We start from the raw sequence: 20,920 nt of genomic DNA, 5'->3' as shown, positions 1-20,920 counted from the left end.
ACAGGTAAAGAGATAATATTTTCAGAAGGTAATGTAATAAAGGCCGTAAGGGCAAGTATTTCTATACCTATTATATTTGAACCTGTAGAATTTCATGGTGCCAAATTGGTTGATGGTTCGATTATTAATTTTGATGCAAGAAATTTAGCATTCAGATTAGGTGCAGATGTAGTTATAGTTTCTGATGTGAGTTCAAATATAGATGCTAGAATATTTGACAAAGCATTTTATCAGCTTGGGAATAATATTGAAAGAATTTTGTTAAGCAATAATAAAACAATATATTTTGAAATATACTTTAACTTAAAAAAAGTACTGCCAGAAATTATAGCTATTACGGTTACAACGATGAGATTATTAAACAGTAATTTATATGAAAGTAACAAAGAAACAAATTATGGGGGAAAAGTTTATGTAATAAAGTCAAAGGTAAATAATATAAGGTGGTATAGATTTGATCAGGCAGAAAAATGTATAAATATAGGTTTAAAAGCTGCTGAACCTATTATCCAGGAGATAAAGAAAGATTTACATAGATCCTGAATATTCACGCTTAAGCCTTCCTCGCGGTTTCGGCTCCAGAAGTGGGTACCGGCTGTTGGCTGGACTTTGCCGGACTCGATATCTCACCGAGCTATATATCTAGCGCCGAACAGGCGCACCTCCTCTTCCATACATGACATTATCATAGAATGATAATATAGCCTTAAAAAATATTTGCATTTTTATGTTTTGCGTGTTATAACTTGAGTTTAGCAGTAAATAAATATAAATATAGCCGCAAACCCCAGAAATATAGGGATCTGCGGCTATTATCGGTTTACACAAAGTAGTAGTTTGTAGTATCGTAATAGATTAAGTTGGTGTTACGACCATACTTTTCCGTGATCTGTTTGTGAATGTGAAGCTGTAAAACAGAATCGATCTCAGCAAAAAATGTTAGCGACCTGTATATGTCCGAAAGAGAGAAAGCATCTTATTTCTCAAAGTCGAAATAAGTACCCCGCTGTTCGAAAGTGTGCTTTTTCTAGGCAGGATCAAGGATACGCGAAACAACAAGCAGCTTCAGGATAGAACTTGTATTGTAGCCGAAATTTCTGCCTCTCTGTCTGTTGACAAGTAAGCGGTCCAGACCAAGCTCATAGTATATTTTCAGGATGGCAATATAGCCGAAATTCTTGCGCCCTGCCGTATTTTTTGGAAGCATAGTATCCTTACGTTCTCTCACGATATACTCGGCATCCTCGTTGGCTTTTTGTTTATTCTTTTCCTCCACATAGGCTGTAAAATGCGCAATCGGGTCATCGTAGATCTTTTGGAGTTCATCTAGATATCCGAACGATTCAATAGTCGAAGTACATGGATACTTCTTTCCCTTTTGCCGATAGCTCTCAACCATGCTTAAGTATGTGCGGCCGGTTTTTTGTTAGTCGCTGATTTTAGGAACATGGCAAACCCTCATATTCAAAATCTATTATGCCAATTATACCACAATACGTTACTGAACGCTACTATTATTTCTCACATTTTTGGCGCAAAAAAATCCCTGCAAACTCGTTAATTGCAAGGAATTTATAGATTGTTATTCTATTTCAAACTGTCAAAGAAGCGATTGTTATAATGGCAAATTTACTATACCAATTATAGGGAATATTTGCTTGACAATGAGGCGTATTCCGAAAGGATAGAGCAACTCTTTCAGCTCGAGCCTGTCAGCTAACCTCGTAAGCGTTGAAAGGGAGTGAACGGTGATATGATTATATGACGGACAATAAAGCCGTGGTTAACTCCACGGTTTTATTTTTCTCACTAGATGTAATAATATGGATGCAAATTCGATGTTTAAGTCTGAATAATACCGTTTTAAGGAGGTAAAAGAAAGATGCTTAAAGTATGTATGATGGGATTAGGCAGAACGGGCAAGATAGTAGCGAAGAACATGATAGGGAGAAAGGATATTCAATTGGTTATGGCTGTGTGTAGGCCCGGTAGTGATAAGATAGGACTGGATGTGGGAGCTCTATTGGGCATATCTGATACAGGCATAAAAGTAATGGGTAGCGACTTGTTAAATGAAGGGTTAAGGATTTTTAAACCTGATGTAGCTATAGACTTCACTAATCCGGAGGCTTGTATGACAAATGCGCCAGTATTAGCACGCAATAAGGTAAATATGGTAATAGCAACTACTGGGTTTACCGATATACAGTTTCAGAAACTTCGGGGCATAGCCGTTCAAAACAAAGTAGGTATGGTTATAGCACCTAATATTACGCTTGGCGTAAATGTATTGCAGTTTTTATGCAAAATTGCAGCTCAATTATTGGATGATTATGATGTGGAAATAATGGAGGAACATTTTAAAGATAAAAAGGATATACCATCCGGTACGGCTATAAAAATAGCGGAAAGCATATCCGAAGGGCGTGATATAGAGGATAGCGTTAAGATATTAACTGAAAATGATGCCATATCTTTAAGGGGAGCGAATGTTATACCCATACATTCTCTAAGGGCTGGTGGTATAGTTGGTGTACATAAAGTGATGTTTGCCAGCGGTGAAGATAGCGTGGAGATAATTCATCGGTCTTTTACCCGCTCTGCATTCGCTAAAGGGGCTATTAAAGCGGCTAAATTTATTGCCGGACGAAAGGGCGTTTATGATATGACCGATGTTCTGAATCTTGAAGATACGCTGGAACGATTTGCTAATAAACAAAGGGATTCACACGCATAACAGCAAACGTGTCCCCAAGCCTGAAAAAATATTTGCATTTTTATGTTTTGCGTGTTAAAATATCATTACCTAAACACAATGGCGTGATTAGGTGCGCAGAGATAGGTTTATTCGGCGCGTCATTAGAACATTTACGTATGTTCTGATGAGGCGCTTAATTTTAACCCTTCATGCAAGTTTTAAGTTATGATTATGCATTTTGATTAATTATATACTAAGAATATAATCAATTGAATGCAGTTATATAGACAAATGCTTTTATGAGAAATCTTATAAATGCATTATGATTAATGAATGAATTTCATAATCCGACGAGGGGGTTTTATGAATGTTGAGGGAGAAATACGAGAGGGTGCCGTCGGGCTGTGCGGTCAGCGGTATAATGGACCGCAGCGGCCGAAGGTTCTCCGGCAACGATATAATACAATCGATAGCGCTTATGCGAGAGCGTTCTAACGGTCTGGGCGGCGGCTTTGCAGCCTATGGCATATATCCGGAATATAAGGACCATTATGCCTTTCATATGTTTTATGATGATGAACAGGCACGGGAGATCAGTGAACGCTTTTTGAACGAGCATTTCAACATCGCTGAGGCAGGGCCAATACCCACTAAGAAAGTGAGTTCGATAAAAAATGAGCCGATTATATGGCGTTATTTTGCATTACCCAAAGAAGAAAAATTGACTTCATCGGGACTTTTACCGGATGAGTTTGTGGCTCAATGCGTCATAAACCTTAATAAAAAGATAGACGGGGCTTTTGTGGTATCCAGCGGTAAAAATATGGGCGCTTTTAAGGGCGTGGGCTATCCTGAAGATATAGGCGAATTTTATCGCCTATATGAGTATGAAGGATATACATGGACGGCACATGGCCGCTTTCCGACCAATACGCCCGGTTGGTGGGGCGGTGCGCACCCATTTACACTGCTTGATCTGTCGGTGGTTCATAATGGCGAATTATCTTCTTATGGTACAAATCGCCGTTATCTCAATGAATTCGGTTACGAATGTACCATGCAGACCGACACCGAGGTAGTAGCTTATCTTTTGGATCTGTTTACACGCCGGCAAGGCATGCCTCTGGAAATGGCGTGTAAGATCATGGCTCCACCTATGTGGGACGAGATAGAGCGTATGCCCGATGATGATAAAGCGCTTTATACCGCTTTGAGAACGGTATATGGAAAAGCCTTGATGAACGGTCCGTTCTCCATCATAGTAGCTTTTTCCAATGGCATGGTTGCTCTAAACGATAGAATAAAGCTAAGGCCGCTAGTGGCTGCCGAGAAGGGTGATGTATTGTACGTTTCCAGCGAGGAATCGGCTATTATAGAGATATGTCCGCAGCCGGACAAAATATGGGCGCCTAGAGCTGGAGAACCGGTTATAGGAATGTTAGAGGAGGTGAAAGCATGATAAGCTACATTTTGCCTGAATTTTTGGTGATACGCGATGAGAATAGATGCATACAATGCCAAGTATGTGTTCGGCAATGTTCCAACGAAGTACATTACCTTGATGAAAAGGATGGCAAAGTAAAGGCCGATGACGCCAAATGCGTCAATTGCCAGCGTTGTGTCACTTTTTGCCCTACACATGCAGCCAGGTTACAAACCCTTCCATAGACCCGCTGCGCGAGCCGATGGAGCTTAAGACGTATCTTGGCCGCAAACCGGATAAGTTGGAGTTTGATGAAAACGGCAGGCTCGTGACCAAGCTTACTCCGCAGTTGGTACTTAATGTGCCTATAATGTTTTCCGCCATGTCCTTCGGTTCTATAAGCTTAAATGCCTGTGAATCGTTGGCTCGTGCAGCTACTCAGCTCGGTATATACTACAATACCGGTGAAGGTGGCCTCCACAGTAGCCTGTATCGTTACGGCAAGAATACCATAGCGCAAGTAGCATCCGGCAGATTCGGCGTTCATGCCGATTACCTGAATGCTGCTGCAGCACTGGAAATAAAAATAGGTCAGGGCGCCAAACCGGGCATAGGCGGACATTTGCCCGGAGAAAAGGTGAGAGCCGAGGTATCGGCTACGCGCATGATACCCGAGGGCAGCGATGCTATATCACCGGCGCCGCACCATGATATATATTCCATAGAAGATCTGCGTCAATTGATATATGCGCTTAAAGAAGCCACAAATTATGCCAAACCGGTGATCGTCAAGATAGCGGCCGTGCATAATGTTGCTGCGATAGCATCCGGCATAGCACGCGCCGGCGCCGACATCATAGCCATAGACGGTTTCCGCGGCGGCACGGGAGCGGCGCCGCTGCGCATACGCGACAACGTAGGTATACCGATAGAAATGGCTATAGCGGCGGTGGATACCAGGCTTAAAGAAGAGGGCATACGCCACCAGGTATCGGTGGTGGCTGCCGGCAGCATGCGCAACAGCGCCGATATAATAAAGGCTATAGCGTTGGGTGCGGATGCAGTCTATATAGCCACGTCGGCTTTGATAGCCATAGGATGCCATATGTGCCAGAAGTGCAATACCGGCAAATGCAATTGGGGTATAGCCACTCAAGACCCGCAGTTGGTCAAGAGGTTAAACCCGAATATAGGAGCGCGCCGGTTGGTAAATCTAATAACAGCATGGGAACATGAGATAAAAGAGATGCTTGGCGGCATGGGCATAAACTCCATAGAAAGTCTGCGCGGTAACCGCGAGATGTTAAGGGGCGTTGGGCTAACCCAAAAAGAAATGGATATATTGGGTATAAAGGCTGCCGGAGAATAAGGAGGGTATCACAATATGAAACGCGTATATGCTTTGGAAGAATACTGCGTAGGATGTCGCTTATGCGAGATAAACTGTACAGTAGCCCATTCCGAGTCCAAGGATATCATTTGGGCTTTTAAGGTTGAAGAACCGCGTCCTTTGCCGGGCATACTGGTAGAAGAAGTAAAACCTATATCTTTCGGTTTGCAGTGCCGGCATTGCGATGATGCCGAATGTATAAAGTCATGTATAACAGGGGCTATGCACAGGGATGAGCGTGGCGCCGTAGTATGCAATGCCGATAAGTGCGTAGGGTGCTGGACCTGCATAATGGCCTGTCCTTATGGCACTATAAAGCGCAATGAGGATAAGGGCAATGTGGTTTCAAAGTGCGATCTATGCCCTGACTTACCACAACCGGCCTGCGTATCGAATTGCCCGAATGAAGCGCTTATATATGTGGATAGGGGGTAGAGCATGTTGGAATATGTTATTATAGGTAACTCCGCGGCTGCTGTAGGCGCCATAGAAGGTATAAGGCAAAGGGATAATACCGGTAGTATAACCGTTATATCGGAAGAACCTTATTACGCTTATTCCAGGCCGCTGATATCATATCTGCTGGCCGGTACCGCTGATGATAAAAAAATGGCATATAGGGATGTTGGTTTCTATGAGGATAACGGCGTATCCTTATTGCTTGGCGTAAAGGCTGTTTCTATAGATACGACCTCAAAAGAGGTTATACTGTCAAACGGCAAGGCGGTAACATATGACAAGTTGCTCATAGCTACCGGCGGTAAACCTTTTGTCCCGCCTATGAAGGGCGGCGACAAAAAAGGTATATATACCTTTATAAAACGCGACGACGCCGAGAGATTAAAAGCGGTTGCCAAACCGGGAACCAAAGCTGTGGTCATAGGCGGGGGACTTATCGGCTTGAAAGCCGCTGAAGGGCTGGTAAAATGCGGCGTGGACGTGACGGTCGTAGAGTTGGCCGATCGTATACTCAGCACTATATTGGATGAACAGGCCGCCGCTATGGTGCAGGAGGTATTAGAAGGGCATAATATAAACGTTATATTGAATGATACCGTAACGGAAGTTGTAGGGGATAACACTGTTTCAGGGGTTATACTGAAAAACGGTCAAAGTATCGAATGCGATATGGTTATAACGGCGATAGGTGTGCGGCCCAATACCGATGTGGCGGCAAACACCGATATAAGCATAAATCGCGGCATTAAGGTAGACGATCATATGCGTGCCAATGTGGAAGATATATATGCGGCGGGCGATGTGGCCGAGGCTTATGACATCGTGTATGAAGATCAACGCGTGACGCCCATATGGCCCAACGCTTATATGCAAGGCGAGGTAGCGGGGCGTAATATGGCCGGCGACGATGTTGTATTCGATAGTGGCTTTGCGAGGAATTCCATATCCTTCTTTGGTTTGCCTATGATAACGGCCGGTATCATAAAACCTGTCGGGAACGAATATGAGGTTACATCGATAGTGCAACCGGACAAAAAGGTCTATAAGAAAGCAGTGTTCAAAAGTAACAGATTGGTAGGATTTATACGCTTGACGGACATCGATCGGGCGGGGATATTGACCGGGCTTATAAAAGAAAAAATCGATGTATCGCCTTTTAAGGATAAACTTTTAGATGAGGACTTCGGTTTCGTATATATGCCGAAGAGTTACAGAAAGGAAAAGCTGCTGGGGGTGAAACGTAAATGAAGGTTATAGATGCCAACGCTATTCATTATCAGCAACTGAACGCTTTAATCAAGCAGACCGCAATGTCGGGTGAAGGCGATATACGAGTGCTGAATGTACGTGGTCAGCGATATATAGGCGACGGTATGCACGACGATGCGACTATAACGATAGAGGGTGTACCGGGTAATGATATGGCCGCTTTTATGGACGGTCCGACGATTATTGTAAAAGGTAACGCACAGGACGCCATAGGCAATACCATGAATGAGGGCAAGGTTATAATACATGGTCATGCCGGTGATACTGTAGGTTACGCCATGCGCGGTGGTACCATATTTATACGCGTATATGGCCGGCGGTATACTTATACTATTAGGCCTCGGATTACGCCCTGATGAATCTGTAATAGGTAATTACTGTGGTACTGGTATGCACGGGGGCGTCATATATATCAGGGGACAAGTGGATAAATACCGTTTGGCCAAGGAGGCCGACGTGCAGCCTGTAGATGACAAAGATAAAAAGGTATTACGTATGTATATAGAGGAGTTCGCAGGATATTTCGCCTATAATGTTGAAGATATCCTAAGCGATACGTTTACCAAGCTTGTACCGGTCGGCAAACGGCCATATGGTAAGCTTTATGCGTAGTGACCATTCGCAAGCATAGAAATTGGTGAAAAATTTCTGTTGCGTTTATGCGCTGTATTTGTTATCATATAATAAAGGAATAATTTTAGAACAACGGCGTTCTTAACATTAAATAGTTAAGACGCCTTTTTTCTTATATTTATTAAAATATAAAAAGGAGAGTGCATATTATGCCAAAGTATTCAAAGGAAGATGTAATGCGAATAGCCGTGGAGCAAGATGTTATGTTCATACGTTTGCAGTTCACCGATATATTCGGTGTATTGAAAAATGTGGCCATAACGGTTAATGAGTTGGATAAAGCCCTCAATAACGAGATCATGTTTGATGGTTCATCCATAGAGGGTTTTGTCCGCATTGAGGAGTCCGATATGTATCTGAGGCCGGATCCTTCAAGTTTCGCGATATTTCCATGGAGACCTAATGAGGGTAAAGTAGCTCGATTGATATGCGATGTGTATAATCCGGATGGTACACCATTTCAGGGCTGCCCAAGGAATGTACTGAAAAAAGCGCTTGATGAAGCAGCTCAAATGGGTTATGGCATGTCGGTGGGACCTGAATGCGAATTCTTCTTATTTTTGACTGATGCCGAAGGCAAGCCTACCACTATTACTCATGATGATGCCGGTTACTTTGATTTAGCTCCTGTGGATTTAGGAGAAGATGCGCGGCGCGATATGTGTTTAACATTACAGCAAATGGGTTTCGAGATCGAGGCATCACACCACGAAGTGGCGCCGGGACAGCATGAAATTGATTTTAAATATGACGATGCATTGACCACGGCTGATAAAATCATGACATTTAAGATGGTGGTACGCACTATCGCTAAACGCCATGGCTTGCACGCTACATTCATGCCTAAACCTGTATTCGGTATAAATGGTTCGGGTATGCATACCAATCAATCGTTATCTAAAGATGGTAAGAATGCATTTGATGACCCCAATGGTGTATTAGGCCTTAGCGAGGAAGCGTATTATTATATAGGCGGTCTTATGAAACATGCCAAGGCTATGGCAGCTATTACCAATCCCACCGTAAACTCTTATAAGAGGCTTGTGCCTGGTTATGAAGCGCCCGTCTATGTAGCATGGTCACCAAAAAACCGCAGTCCGTTGATACGCGTGCCGGCAAAACGTGGAGCGGCTACCAGGCTGGAATTGCGCAATCCGGATCCTACAGCCAACCCATATCTGGCATTGGCTGTCATGCTAAAAGCTGGGCTTGATGGTATAAAGAACAAGATTCAACCGCCGGCTTCAGTTGATGAAAATATATTCCACATGAATGAAGATGCAAGGCTGGAACGCGGCATAGATAGCCTGCCAGGCAGCTTGGAAGAAGCGGTTAAAGAGATGGATAAAGATCCGCTTATTCGTGAAACCCTAGGCGAGCATATATATACCAAATATGTGGAAGCAAAAATGCTGGAATGGGATGAGTATAGAACAAAGATATCTCAATGGGAAATAGACAAGTATATAAGCCAGTTTTAATGACTTTATAAAGAAAGATTTGGGGGTGGAGGCCGTTTAGATGGATGGAAAGAATATATTTGTAGCCGAACACGAACCCCAGGAACTGGAGAAGATAAAACAGTATTTGGCTGATAGCGAGTACCGTATTATAGATTATGCAACAGATGGGCCAAGTGCTATACGTAAGATACGCATGATTCATCCTGACTTGGTCTTGGTAGACTTTGATCTTCCTGTTACAGGAGGCCTTGAAGTGGCTAAAATATCCGAGGAAGATCATATAGCGCCGGCTCTCGTTATGGCACCTATATCCCAAAGTACCTTCATTGATGTGTATCGCGATCAATGGGATTTCGCCTATATAAATAAGCCGCTTACCAAATTGGCATTGCTGCAAGCCATGCAATTGGTGGTTATATCTTATCGCCGCATATCAAAGCTGGAACAAGAGGTTGCTAAATTAAGGAACGATCTTGAAGCCAGGAAGGATATTGAAAGGGCCAAGGGAATATTGATGGAAGTGCTCAATTTATCAGAAAAAGAAGCCTTTCGTAAAATGCAGAAACAAAGTATGGATAAAGGCATGCCTATGCGCGATATAGCCAGAGCGATCATAGTAGCGTATGAAACTGGCAAATAGTGATTTGTATAAATAGGGTCTCGGAACCATGTGGTTCCGAGACCCTATTTAGTTTTTATTCATAAGTGCCGATACTATACTCATAAAGATATAATTTATCGGAGGCTACTGTGAGCGCAGAAAGTTTGCATAGGATATTTGTAAAGACAGAAGATTTAAGACCGGGGATGGTTTTGAATGAAGATGTATCGTTGGAATTCGGCGCGGTATTAATACCAAAAGATACCGAGCTTACTCAACGTATGATAGAAAGATTACAAATGCTGGATGTAAAAGGTGTATATATATTGTCATCCGATGCAAATTTACCCCAAGAATCCGCAAGTCAGGACGTGTTAAAAGAGGTATATTATAATGCTCATGATGTAATCAAAAATACCATGGACAATGTACGGCATAACGGCAAGGTGGATATAACATCTACTATGAATGTGGTTGAGGAGATAGCGGATAAGATAAATAGTTGTACTGACATTGTACGGGGTCTGCAGGAATTAAAGACTGAAAGCGAATATACATATAGGCACTGTGTGGATGTGGCTATTTTGTGCGGGCTTATTGGAAGGTGGCTTAAAGCCTCTGACAGGAGCCTGCGTCACCTAGTTTATGCTGGTTTTATGCACGATATAGGCAAGGCTAAAATTCCGCTAGATATACTTAATAAGCCAGGTAAACTGACTCAAAAGGAATTCGCTATGATGAAGAATCATCCGTTATACGGATACGATATAATGTCTAAATCTGGCAATTTTGATAAAAATATATATTACGGTGTGTTATTTCATCATGAAAGGGAAGATGGCAGCGGCTATCCATTTGGCTTAAATGCTTCTAAAATACCGTTTATAGCAAAGATAGTAGCTGTTATGGATACATATGATGCTATGATAAGCCAACGTCCATATAAAGAACATTACTCGCCTTATTATGTAATAGATGTACTGCAGTGGAATTGCATAGGCAAATTGAATCTGGACATAGTTAGAACATTTATCTCTCATATAGTCGATTTATTTGTCGGAGATAATGTAGAGTTAAATAATGGCGAGATTGGGAGGGTTGTATATTTGGATAAAGCGCTGCCTACTAGACCGCTTATAGAGCTTGCGAACGGCAGTTTTGTAGATTTGCGGGAACATTATGAATTATATATAAAAGATGTATTGTAATGACTATTATGGCGGCTGTTCAGGTTTTTAGCCTGCCTATAAGGAATTGAAACCGCTGTCGACCGGATTTAGTCAACGGTATGCCGCTTTGTTTTTAGCCTACCTATGAGGAATTGAAACTAGTTAATTTTCTAAAGTGAGGTCATATGCCTTGCGGTTTTCACCTCTAAAAGATGTCATAAATGATGCTAAAGCCAATGATGCATATAAATATATTAAGCCATTTTTGCCTATAATGGATATGCTACAAGAAAGATTTAACAGGTTTGGGCCTGATGATTTTAACGTTGTTTTGAAGACCGCCAAATGGTGCCTCGACAATAAGATGTATCAACAAGGTTTGACCATTTGGATTGATGCTAATGCTGTTTGCGGTGATCTCGCGTTGATCCAGGGTGATTATGGCGTTACATTAATGGTAGTAGATCATTGCTTGGCTAACGGCTTAAGGCCGATCTATGCTACTACCGAAAGGGTTGTCAAAGAGGATAAAAAATTTCTTCCAATGGGTATTGACAACGCAGTATATAATCTGTATAATATCCTTTGTCAGCGATAACAGGTACTAACGTGATGATACGGGGATATAGCTCAGTTGGGAGAGCGCTTGAATGGCATTCAAGAGGTCAGGGGTTCGACTCCCCTTATCTCCACCATAAAATGTTTATTTATCTTATCACCGATACCTTTATCTTATTTATAACCAGCACTACCAACATTACAATACCACCGTAGCCTGCCAAAGGATACAAATATTTTATCATCGTCGAGAATCCGAGTTGACTGGCGATAAAAGCCAATATGGCAGTGCCTATTATAAGGTATTTTGCCGATGTTTTTTTCAAATCGATTATTCTAGCTGCAAAACCATATAGGCTGCTTACGGTTGTAGTATATATTTCGGCTAATAGGACTGTGGCATAGATAAATTGTACGGGGCGCGAGATGCGGCCGGCTATAAATATCATGGGTACTTCCAGGTTTTTTACGGAAGCCATGCTTTTAGCCAATGCCAGATATATGGCTGTGGCTCCCAATCCTAGCCCGATGCCGCCTATTAAAGCCCCTCGACTGACGGTTTTTTTACTTTCGGCTCCTGATCCGAGCGGTGCCAATATAGATACTGAAAGCAACATATTGTATGAAGTATATAGAACGGCAGACAACAACCAATTGTTAACCAAACCACCGGATGTTGATACAATCGTTGTAATTTCCGAAGCAGATGATGGAGCTAATACCGATGCCATGCTTATGCCTACAGCCGATATGAGCAAAAAAGGTACTACAAAACTTATGGAGTTAACCACGCCGTTCAAGCCGGTCAATACCGTTATAGTCGCGGCTATAGTCATAAGAGCATTTCCCCACATGCCGGATATATTGAATTGTTGGGTTAACATAGCGCCTGAACCGGCTATCATGGTGGTCAAAGCTCCAAATAAAAAGAAGATGATTAAATAATCTATAAAGGTACTGACCCAAATATTGCCCGAAAACCTTATTATCTCGATATGTGAACGCGAATCGAGACGTCTGCCCAGGTCCATAATTATATACCCGAACACCATAAATAAAAGGGTTGCTATGCTTAAACCCAATAATCCATTTATGCCGAATACGGCAAAAAACTGCAATATCTCCTGTCCTGACGCAAAACCTGCGCCGACAACTGTACCTATATATGTAGCCGCTATCTTCCACGTAGGGATGTTTCTATTCATCGTTATTAAACCCCATTTTATGTTTTTTAGTTTTCTTGATGTTTCTATTGTAATCAATATATCTATTAAACATTCCCATTTTGGGCATGATAATATAGTTTACGGATAAAGCTAGTATTAGTCGAAATTATCACAATATTAGAACTTTATTAAAATTGAAGGATTTTAGGCAATTTTGACGAATATTTAACTAGTTATGGCTTTAAATTAGCTTTTTATTTGATTATAATATATACTGAACGATAGGAGGATAAAATAGAGTGAGCGTATTAGAGAGTATAAAGGAAAAAGCAAAAACTAATAAGCGGCGCATAGTACTAGCTGAAGGAACGGAAAAGCGAACGCTTAAAGCGGCCGAAAGCATATTAAAAGAAGGCATAGCCGAATTGATAATGCTGGGAGATGAAGGCGAATTCAAGAAAACGGCACCGTCTTCAGTTCTCGACGGAGTAAAATTTACAGATCCATCTAACTCGCCGGATACTGAAATATTAGCGCAGGAGCTATATGAGCTGCGCAAAAACAAAGGCATTACCATTGAGAAGGCTCGTCAATTGGTTCTCGACCCGCTATATTATGGCGTTATGCTCGTTAAGACGGGACAAGCCGACGGCATGGTAGCTGGAGCTGTACATTCTACTCCGGATGTGCTGCGGCCCGCACTGCAGATCATAAAGACAGCTCCGGGAATAGCATTGGTATCCGGATGCTTTCTTATTGAAGTGCCGAATAGCAGTTATGGCTACGATGGGGTTTTCATCTTTGCCGATTGTGGCGTAAATCCGAATCCAAACGCTGAGGAATTGGCTCATATAGCCGTTACATCAGCGAATACTTTTAAGAACCTCATAGGTGCTGAGCCTCGGGTGGCTATGTTATCATTCTCCACCAAAGGCAGTGCTCAGCATGAACTCGTGGACAAAGTAGTGCAAGCTACGCAAATAGCCAAACAATTAGCTCCAGATATAGCGCTGGACGGCGAATTGCAGGTGGACGCGGCACTGGTGGAAAGCGTAGCTGAGTTAAAAGCTCCGGGTAGTCCTGTAGGAGGCAAGGCCAACGTATTAATATTCCCGGATTTACAAGCAGGTAATATAGGCTATAAATTGGTAGAGCGTTTGGCTAGTGCTACTGCAGTAGGGCCTATATGTCAAGGTATAGCCAAGCCGGTGAATGATCTATCGCGCGGTTGCAAGCCTGAAAATATAGTCGATGCAGTGGCTATTACAGCCGTACAATCTATGTAGAAAGAACAAGGGGTTGAAACTATAAAGTGAATATATTAGTTATAAATGCTGGAAGTTCATCGCTCAAATATCAGTTGATTGATATGACTACAGAAGCGGTGAGGGCTAAAGGCAATGTGGAGAGGATAGGATTGGATGGTTCCGTACTAAAGCACCAGTACAATGGAAATGGTAAGGTAGAGATAAAGCAAGATGTGCAGGACCATCTTGAGGCTTTTAAGCTTGTTATACGGGCTATAACCGATCCCGAATACGGTGTTATAAAAGATATATCGGAAATATCCGCAGTGGGCCATAGGATGGTAAACGGTGGTGAGAGGTTTATAGATCCTATGTTATTGACCGATGAGATAATAGAGACCATGAAGAATGAGGTTATAGAGTTTGCTCCGTTGCATAACCCGGGTGCTCTTATGGGAATGGAAGCCTGCCGCAAGCTTATGCCCGATACGCCTATGGTGGTAGTGCTGGATACCGAGTTTTTTAAAACTTTACCCCGATATGCGTATATGTACGGTTTACCGTATGATGTATATACACAATATAAGATAAGGCGCTATGGCGCTCATGGTACATCTCATAAATATGTTTCGCTTAGGGCCGCTGAGATGTTGGGTAAACAGCCGGAAGAGATTAAACTAATAACATGCCATTTGGGTAATGGATCAAGTGTCAGCGCCGTAAGCCATGGGAAGGCCATAGATACTAGCATGGGCTTTACGCCGCTGGAAGGCCTTATAATGGGTACGAGATCGGGTGATCTTGATCCTGCAGTGGTAACATATCTCATGGAGAAAGAAGGTATGTCGCCGGCCGAAATGAACGATTACTTGAATAAGGAATCGGGCATACTTGGTATATCAGGTGTAAGCAGCGATCTGCGAGATGTGGAAGATGCTGCGGCAGCAGGTAATGAAAGGGCGCAGTTGGCCATGGATATGCTTTGCTATAGGGCTAAGAAATATGTAGGGTCATATATTGCGGCGTTAAATGGTGTTGATGCATTGGTGTTTACCGCTGGCATAGGAGAGAATAACGCTACCGTGAGAAAGGGTATATGCCAGGGCTTGGAGAATTTGGGCGTGAAACTGGATTTAGAAAAAAATAAAGTACGAGGCATAGAAGCCGATATAAGCGCAAAAGATTCAAATGTAAGGGTATTGATTGTGCCGACTAATGAAGAACTTATGATAGCACGTGAAACCAAGGCCATTGTAGAAGGCTAAAATATGTGACTGAAACCAATGCAAGTACGCAATCAAAGATTGCTGTGGACATGCGTTTTAAAAGCCCGCTTGGTATAATCAAAAAATTTATTTATATTATTGAAAATGATTAGAATCGGTGATAGTATATTGCAGTACGTAATGCAAAAATTATTTTATAAAAGGTGAGTCTACAGAAAGATGAAGGAGCTAAAGGAACAAATATCTATGTTGGTGCAAGAGCTCAATGAGCTCATAGTACGTGAGAACTATGAGATGCAAGCGTTCTCCGTATTGGAGCGCAGCAAAGAGTTAGATGAACTTGTGGTAAGTTATCAGAAGCAATTGTTTTATAAGTAGTTTGATAGCAATATGAGCCGGAAACTATTCGGTTACAGAGCCGGATGAATAGTCACGGGAACAGAATAAGCGGCAGGGGTATGTTGCTAAAAGGCCCTCCTTATGTTATATTGTATAGGAAGTTTGAAGTTTATAGATAACGTATGGAGGGATTATAATGTCGGGCCATTCAAAATGGGCTAATATAAAACGTAAAAAAGAGGCTACCGATGCTCAACGCGGTAAGATATTTACCAAGATCGGCAGGGAATTGGCTATAGCAGTAAGGCACGGAGGAGATAATCCGGAAGCTAATTCGACTTTGAGAGATGCTATAGCCAAGGCAAAAGCCAATAATATGCCAAATGATACGATAGATCGCATTATCAAAAAGGCTGCCGGTGCATTGGATTCGGTAAATTATGAAGAGCTGGTATATGAAGGATATGGACCGGGAGGAGTCGCCATAATAGTGGAAGCTACAAGTGATAATCGCAATCGTACCGGCAGCGATATACGGCACCTTTTTGATAAAAGCGGCGGCAGCTTGGGTGAAACCGGATGCGTCATGTGGATGTTCGATAGGAAAGGCGTATTGGTCGTGGACCGAGATGCCGTAGATATAGATGAGGACGACATGCTGATGATAGCGCTGGAGGCCGGAGCAGAGGACCTTATAACGCAGGATGATGCATATGAGATACGCACTGCACCCGAAGACTTCGCATCGGTAAGAGATGCCCTTGAAAAACAAGGTATCCCGTTTATGTCCGCTCAATTGGAGCTGATACCTAAGGTTACTGTATCGCCTGATGTAGAAACAGCTCAAAAGGTATTGAATCTTATAGATAAACTGGATGATCACGATGACGTCCAAAACGTATATCATAATATGGAAATACCGCCTGAGTTAGAAGAGATAGAGGAATAATATAGAAAATTTCGTCAATAATACTATCCAAAGCCTATTAATAGCGGAGGGTAGTATTTATTATGCGAAAAAGATACATTATAGGTTTAACAGTAGGCGTTGCTGCATTGGCAGTCGGCTTCATGGTAGGGTATTATATAATGCGCAGCCCGTCATATGGACGCGCTGTGCCTCAGCCCCAACCGCTAATGCCGGTCGAAGCTGAAGAGGATGATAAGCCGGCTGGTGCAGAGCAATATTTATCAGATCAAGCTGCTACGGTAACGCAGGATGCTGTTCTGCAAACTGTGACGGTATATATGTCATGTGGTCACGAGGTTGTTGATGAAAGCCCCGTATCATCTGACATAGTAGGATTAAATGAGAAACAGCTAGCGGAAAAATACGCTGAATGGCGAGTAGACGAATTTAAACCGGATAAAGTAGTCTTGATAAGAGAAGTAGGCGGTTACTGCCCAAATCATTTCATTATAAGAGAAGATAATGGCATGGTGGCAGTGTATGATACCGCCGGTAAACTGTTGCGCGATACCGGAATACCGTTAGATATATTGCCCGGTATAGTTCAAGACCAGATTAAAGAAGGCATAGTTGTCAACAGTCAAGAGGAAGTAAATGCTATATTAGAAAATCTGGATAGTTAGAGTTATGCTGTTCATACTATTCTTGTATTTGTAATTACAATAATGGAGGATGGTATCACATGAAACGTGTAGCGATTTTTTTGCTAATTTTTTGTGTTTTTATGTCACCCTGCTTGATAACATCTGAAGCACTGGCTGTTGAAGATCCACCGCAAACATCGGCATCAGCCGCCGCGCTCATGGAGGTTGAGACGGGTAGGGTGCTATATGGCAAGGATGCCGATAAGCGCTATCCCATGGCCAGCACTACAAAAATAATGACAGCAATAACCGCCATAGAATACGGTGATCTCTCGGATATAGTAGAAGTGAGCGATAATGCCAGTGGCGTGGAAGGTTCATCGATATGGCTGGAGGTAGGAGAAAGATTGACACTGGAAGATCTACTTTACGGTCTTATGCTTAGATCAGGTAATGATGCCGCAGTAGCAATAGCCGAACATGTAGGCGGTTCTGTCGAAAAATTTGTAGACATCATGAATCAAAAAGCCAAAATGATAGGAGCTAAAAATACGCATTTTGCTAATCCGCATGGTCTACCGGATGAGGACCATTACACCACGGCGTATAATCTGGCGCTGATAACGGCCTATGCCATGAAAAACCCCATATTTAAGCAGATCGTATCCACAAAATACAGAAAGATACCCTGGGAAGGCCACCAATGGGATAGGGCTATGCAGAATAAGAATAAGCTTTTATGGAAATATGAAGGCGCTAACGGGGTGAAAACGGGATATACCAAAGAAGCAGGGCGCTGTTTGGTAGCCGCGGCTTACAGGAACGGTATGCAACTGGTAGCGGTGGTGTTAAACGATGATCCTATGTGGGAGGATTCCATGGCGCTGCTTGATTACGGATTCGATAATTTCAGCATGTATGAGGCACTGCCTAAGGATGAGACGATAATCGATGTACCTGTATTAAAGGGTAAAGAGGATAAGGTGGCGTTGAAAACTGCTCGGGCTGTGGTAATTCCGGCCACAGATGAAGAAATAAACAGACTGCGGGTTGAGTTCCATTATCCCCCCGCAATAGAAGCGCCGATAACGACCGGAAAGGATTATGGTACAGCAGAGGTTTTATTAGATGGGCAAACTATAGCCGCTACTAAGCTTATAGCGGTTCAAGATGTAAAGGATAAAAACTATTCCAGAGAATTGAGGGGTCTTATAGAAAGATGGCTAATTCCGGCGATTTGATTAGGTTGCATAAATATATGGCGCAATGCGGCGTCGCCTCGCGCCGAAAGAGCGAGGAACTGATAAAATCCGGTCTGGTATCGGTCAATGACCGTGTCGTGAAAGATATGGGCGTTTTGATTGATCCTCAAAAAGACGAAGTCAGGGTAAATGGTCGCATTATAAGGCCTAAAAGCGATATGATATATATAGCCATAAATAAGCCCAGAGGCTATGTAAGCACCGCCAAAGATCAATTCGGTCGACCTACCGTTCTTGATCTCGTGCCTATTGCAGGTGAATATAGGTTATATCCCGTGGGACGTCTGGATTATGACACTACGGGATTAATTTTATTAACCAATGACGGTGATTTGACTTACAGGCTGACGCATCCGAAACATGAGATAGAAAAGGTATATATGGCAGGGCTGCGCGGTATACCCGACAGTCGGGATATATTTCAATTTGAACATGGGCTTGTATTGGAAGGCAGGCTTACGGCACCTGCCGATTTTGAATTGATAAAGGCAGATCAAAGGATAAGCGTGGTTAAAATAACGCTGCGCGAGGGCAGAAATCGCCAAATACGTAAAATGTGCGATATGATAGGCCATCCGGTGATATGGTTGAGGCGCGAAGCCATTGGCGAAATAGGATTGCGCGGCTTGCAGCCGGGGCAGTGGCGCTATCTTGCTCCAAAAGAGATAGAATATTTAAAATATTTACGATAAGGGTCTTTATTTATTCTTTATATTTTGATATAATGGCAAGGAAAAAGGTCGAAAAAAGGATGATAAAATATGGAATTATGGTTTACGGAAAAACAAACGCCCGATTTAGGTATAACCTGCAAGGTTAAAGATGTATTACATACGGAAAAGAGCCAATATCAGCAGATAGCGGTGCTGGATACATATCAGTTCGGCAGATTGCTGGCTTTAGATGGTATTATACAGACCACTATACGCGATGAATTCGTATATCACGAGATGATAGCGCACGTACCATTATGCACCCACCCAAACCCTAAAAGAGTATTGGTGATAGGAGGGGGCGACGGCGGGGTTATAAGAGAAGTGATAAAGCATAAAAGCGTAGAAGCCGCTTATCTGGCCGAAATAGACGGAAGAGTCGTTGAGGTGAGCAAGCAGTATCTTCCGGAGATAAGCTGTGCTTTGGATGATCCTAGATGCCATGTGGAGATTGGTGACGGTATAAAATTTGTTCAAGAACATAAAGGCGAATTCGATGTCATCATAGTTGATTCTACCGATCCTATAGGTCCCGCTGTAGGCTTGTTCCATCAAGAATTTTATAGAAGCTTATATGATGCGCTGAGCGATGATGGCCTATTTGTGGCTCAGACAGAATCGCCCTTTTATAATGCCGAGATGATATCGGACATATACCGCTCGATATCAGAAATATTTCCGATAACGCGCCTGTATCTGGCTCATGTACCTACGTATCCCGGCGGCATGTGGAGCTTTACCATAGGCTCAAAGAGCTATGATCCTATAGACGCACAAGTAGACGTAAAAGGGATGAATATGCGCTACTATACGCCCGAAGTGCACAAAGCAGCCTTTGTGTTGCCAGAGTTTGTGAAAAATATTATAAAAGGTGGATTATAAGGCGGATATGTTAAATCAAACAAAATGGGGTAATCGGTTTTTAAGCAGCATTGAAGATTATGACGCCGCCGATATCGTCATGGTCGGAGCGCCCATGGATTATACCGTAAGTTACAGGCCAGGCACGCGTTTCGGCCCGCAGACCATAAGAGAGGTTTCGTGTTCAATAGAGGAGTACAGCCCTTATTTAGATAGTAGTTTGGATAGCATAAAGTTCTTCGATTATGGAGATCTCGAGCTGCCTTTCGGCAATGTTGAACAAAGTCTCGATATAATAGGGGACGCTGCGTCTGATATATTGAATGATAATAAAAAGCCGCTGTTTATAGGCGGTGAGCACCTTATAAGCGCTCCCATTGTGCGCAGTGTTTATGAGAAATACGGCGACGATATATATTTGGTGCATTTTGATGCCCATGCCGATTTAAGGAATGAATTTTTTGGTCAAAAGAATTCCCACGCCTCGGCCATACGTAGAATAATAGACTTTTTACCGCCTGATCACGTATATCAATTCGGCATACGTTCGGGTATTAAAGAGGAATTTGATTATGCCAAGCAGTATATGCACATGTTTAAATTCAAAGTGCTGGAGCCGCTTAAACGGTGCCTGCATGACTTAAAAGGCCATCCGGTTTATATAACCCTTGATATAGATGTTGTAGATCCGGCATATGCCAACGGTACCGGCACGCCGGAACCGGCGGGATGCACATCGGGCGAGATCCTAGAAGCCATTCATGTTATGCAAGGTTTGGATGTCGTAGGTTTTGACCTTGTAGAGGTGTCACCCGATTATGATTTATCCAATAGAACAGCTATTTTAGCTGCTAAAATAATACGCGAAGCCTTACTGGCTTTGTTTTAA

At 42.7% G+C, this 20,920-nt stretch carries 20 protein-coding genes, 1 tRNA gene, 2 pseudogenes and 1 riboswitch; of the genes and pseudogenes, 21 read left to right on the top strand and 2 right to left on the bottom strand.

Features of this window, described 5'->3' with window-relative positions:
* A partial coding sequence (locus tag JG770_RS05630) for a patatin-like phospholipase family protein (protein ID WP_291956301.1) occupies positions 1-543 on the top strand: 543 nt, incomplete at its 5' end.
* A gap of 484 nt (positions 544-1,027) precedes the next feature.
* On the opposite strand, the gene JG770_RS05625 is transcribed toward JG770_RS05630, so the two are convergent.
* On the bottom strand, positions 1,028-1,399 hold the full coding sequence (locus tag JG770_RS05625) for a hypothetical protein (RefSeq protein WP_291956298.1): 372 nt from the start codon (positions 1,397-1,399) through the stop codon (positions 1,028-1,030).
* Between the two features lie 213 nt (positions 1,400-1,612).
* Positions 1,613-1,747, top strand: a riboswitch (cyclic di-AMP (ydaO/yuaA leader).
* A 135-nt stretch (positions 1,748-1,882) separates the two neighbouring features.
* Here JG770_RS05625 and dapB point away from each other — a divergent pair.
* The 11 genes and pseudogenes from dapB (at position 1,883) to JG770_RS05565 (ending at position 11,800) form a co-directional block, all read left to right on the top strand.
* A complete protein-coding gene (dapB, locus tag JG770_RS05620) occupies positions 1,883-2,737 on the top strand; it encodes a 4-hydroxy-tetrahydrodipicolinate reductase (protein ID WP_291956295.1) in 855 nt (284 codons plus the stop codon).
* 328 nt (positions 2,738-3,065) lie between these two features.
* Positions 3,066-4,157 carry a glutamine amidotransferase family protein gene (locus tag JG770_RS05615; protein WP_291956293.1) on the top strand — a complete coding sequence of 364 codons (1,092 nt, stop codon included), beginning with the start codon at positions 3,066-3,068 and terminating at the stop codon, positions 4,155-4,157.
* Positions 4,154-5,490: pseudogene (locus tag JG770_RS05605) on the top strand (glutamate synthase-related protein). The gene JG770_RS05615 and the pseudogene JG770_RS05605 overlap by 4 nt, the downstream one beginning before the upstream one ends.
* A gap of 15 nt (positions 5,491-5,505) precedes the next feature.
* A complete protein-coding gene (locus JG770_RS05600) occupies positions 5,506-5,946 on the top strand; it encodes a 4Fe-4S dicluster domain-containing protein (RefSeq protein ID WP_291956284.1) in 441 nt (146 codons plus the stop codon).
* Between the two features lie 6 nt (positions 5,947-5,952).
* On the top strand, positions 5,953-7,218 hold the full coding sequence (locus tag JG770_RS05595; protein ID WP_291956307.1) for an FAD-dependent oxidoreductase: 1,266 nt from the start codon (positions 5,953-5,955) through the stop codon (positions 7,216-7,218).
* A pseudogene (locus JG770_RS05590) lies at positions 7,215-7,851 on the top strand (hypothetical protein). Before JG770_RS05595 ends, JG770_RS05590 begins: the two are co-directional and overlap by 4 nt.
* A 170-nt stretch (positions 7,852-8,021) precedes the next feature.
* On the top strand, positions 8,022-9,353 hold the full coding sequence (glnA, locus tag JG770_RS05585; protein ID WP_291956281.1) for a type I glutamate--ammonia ligase: 1,332 nt from the start codon (positions 8,022-8,024) through the stop codon (positions 9,351-9,353).
* A 40-nt stretch (positions 9,354-9,393) separates the two neighbouring features.
* Positions 9,394-9,975, top strand: coding sequence for an ANTAR domain-containing protein (locus tag JG770_RS05580; RefSeq protein WP_291956278.1), 582 nt, complete (start codon positions 9,394-9,396; stop codon positions 9,973-9,975).
* Between the two features lie 110 nt (positions 9,976-10,085).
* Positions 10,086-11,144 carry an HD-GYP domain-containing protein gene (locus JG770_RS05575; RefSeq protein ID WP_291956275.1) on the top strand — a complete coding sequence of 353 codons (1,059 nt, stop codon included), beginning with the start codon at positions 10,086-10,088 and terminating at the stop codon, positions 11,142-11,144.
* A 151-nt stretch (positions 11,145-11,295) separates the two neighbouring features.
* Positions 11,296-11,703 (top strand): TM1812 family CRISPR-associated protein, encoded by a 408-nt coding sequence (locus JG770_RS05570; RefSeq protein ID WP_291956273.1) that lies wholly within the window; start codon positions 11,296-11,298, stop codon positions 11,701-11,703.
* A 21-nt stretch (positions 11,704-11,724) separates the two neighbouring features.
* Positions 11,725-11,800, top strand: a tRNA-Ala gene (locus tag JG770_RS05565).
* Positions 11,801-11,812: 12 nt separating this feature from the next.
* Here JG770_RS05565 and JG770_RS05560 read toward each other — a convergent pair.
* On the bottom strand, positions 11,813-12,868 hold the full coding sequence (locus JG770_RS05560) for a hypothetical protein (RefSeq protein ID WP_291956270.1): 1,056 nt from the start codon (positions 12,866-12,868) through the stop codon (positions 11,813-11,815).
* 260 nt (positions 12,869-13,128) lie between these two features.
* On the opposite strand from JG770_RS05560, the gene pta reads away from it, so the two are divergent.
* From pta to speB, 9 genes are all read left to right on the top strand, one after another.
* Positions 13,129-14,115 carry a phosphate acetyltransferase gene (gene pta / locus JG770_RS05555; RefSeq protein ID WP_291956268.1) on the top strand — a complete coding sequence of 329 codons (987 nt, stop codon included), beginning with the start codon at positions 13,129-13,131 and terminating at the stop codon, positions 14,113-14,115.
* Positions 14,116-14,141: 26 nt separating this feature from the next.
* On the top strand, positions 14,142-15,341 hold the full coding sequence (locus JG770_RS05550) for an acetate kinase (RefSeq protein WP_291956266.1): 1,200 nt from the start codon (positions 14,142-14,144) through the stop codon (positions 15,339-15,341).
* 180 nt (positions 15,342-15,521) lie between these two features.
* On the top strand, positions 15,522-15,680 hold the full coding sequence (locus tag JG770_RS05545; RefSeq protein WP_291956264.1) for an aspartyl-phosphate phosphatase Spo0E family protein: 159 nt from the start codon (positions 15,522-15,524) through the stop codon (positions 15,678-15,680).
* A gap of 157 nt (positions 15,681-15,837) precedes the next feature.
* Positions 15,838-16,590 (top strand): YebC/PmpR family DNA-binding transcriptional regulator, encoded by a 753-nt coding sequence (locus JG770_RS05540; RefSeq protein WP_291956263.1) that lies wholly within the window; start codon positions 15,838-15,840, stop codon positions 16,588-16,590.
* 62 nt (positions 16,591-16,652) lie between these two features.
* The gene (locus JG770_RS05535; RefSeq protein ID WP_291956261.1) at positions 16,653-17,234 is read left to right on the top strand and encodes a hypothetical protein; all 582 of its coding nucleotides are present in this window, start codon (positions 16,653-16,655) and stop codon (positions 17,232-17,234) included.
* A 59-nt stretch (positions 17,235-17,293) separates the two neighbouring features.
* Complete coding sequence (locus tag JG770_RS05530; protein WP_291956259.1) at positions 17,294-18,436, top strand: D-alanyl-D-alanine carboxypeptidase family protein; 1,143 nt, start codon at positions 17,294-17,296, stop codon at positions 18,434-18,436.
* Positions 18,415-19,149: a pseudouridine synthase gene (locus tag JG770_RS05525; protein WP_291956257.1), complete on the top strand. Its 735-nt coding sequence runs from the start codon at positions 18,415-18,417 to the stop codon at positions 19,147-19,149. Before JG770_RS05530 ends, JG770_RS05525 begins: the two co-directional genes overlap by 22 nt.
* Before the next feature lie 69 nt (positions 19,150-19,218).
* Complete coding sequence (gene speE, locus JG770_RS05520) at positions 19,219-20,052, top strand: polyamine aminopropyltransferase (RefSeq protein ID WP_291956255.1); 834 nt, start codon at positions 19,219-19,221, stop codon at positions 20,050-20,052.
* A gap of 7 nt (positions 20,053-20,059) precedes the next feature.
* Positions 20,060-20,920 (top strand): agmatinase, encoded by an 861-nt coding sequence (gene speB / locus JG770_RS05515; RefSeq protein ID WP_291956253.1) that lies wholly within the window; start codon positions 20,060-20,062, stop codon positions 20,918-20,920.

This window comes from Mahella sp., assembly GCF_020054945.1.
Classification (GTDB): Bacteria; Bacillota; Clostridia; order Mahellales; family Mahellaceae; genus Mahella.
Note: the sequence above shows the minus strand (reverse complement) of the source record. Positions and strands in the feature narration are given on the sequence as shown.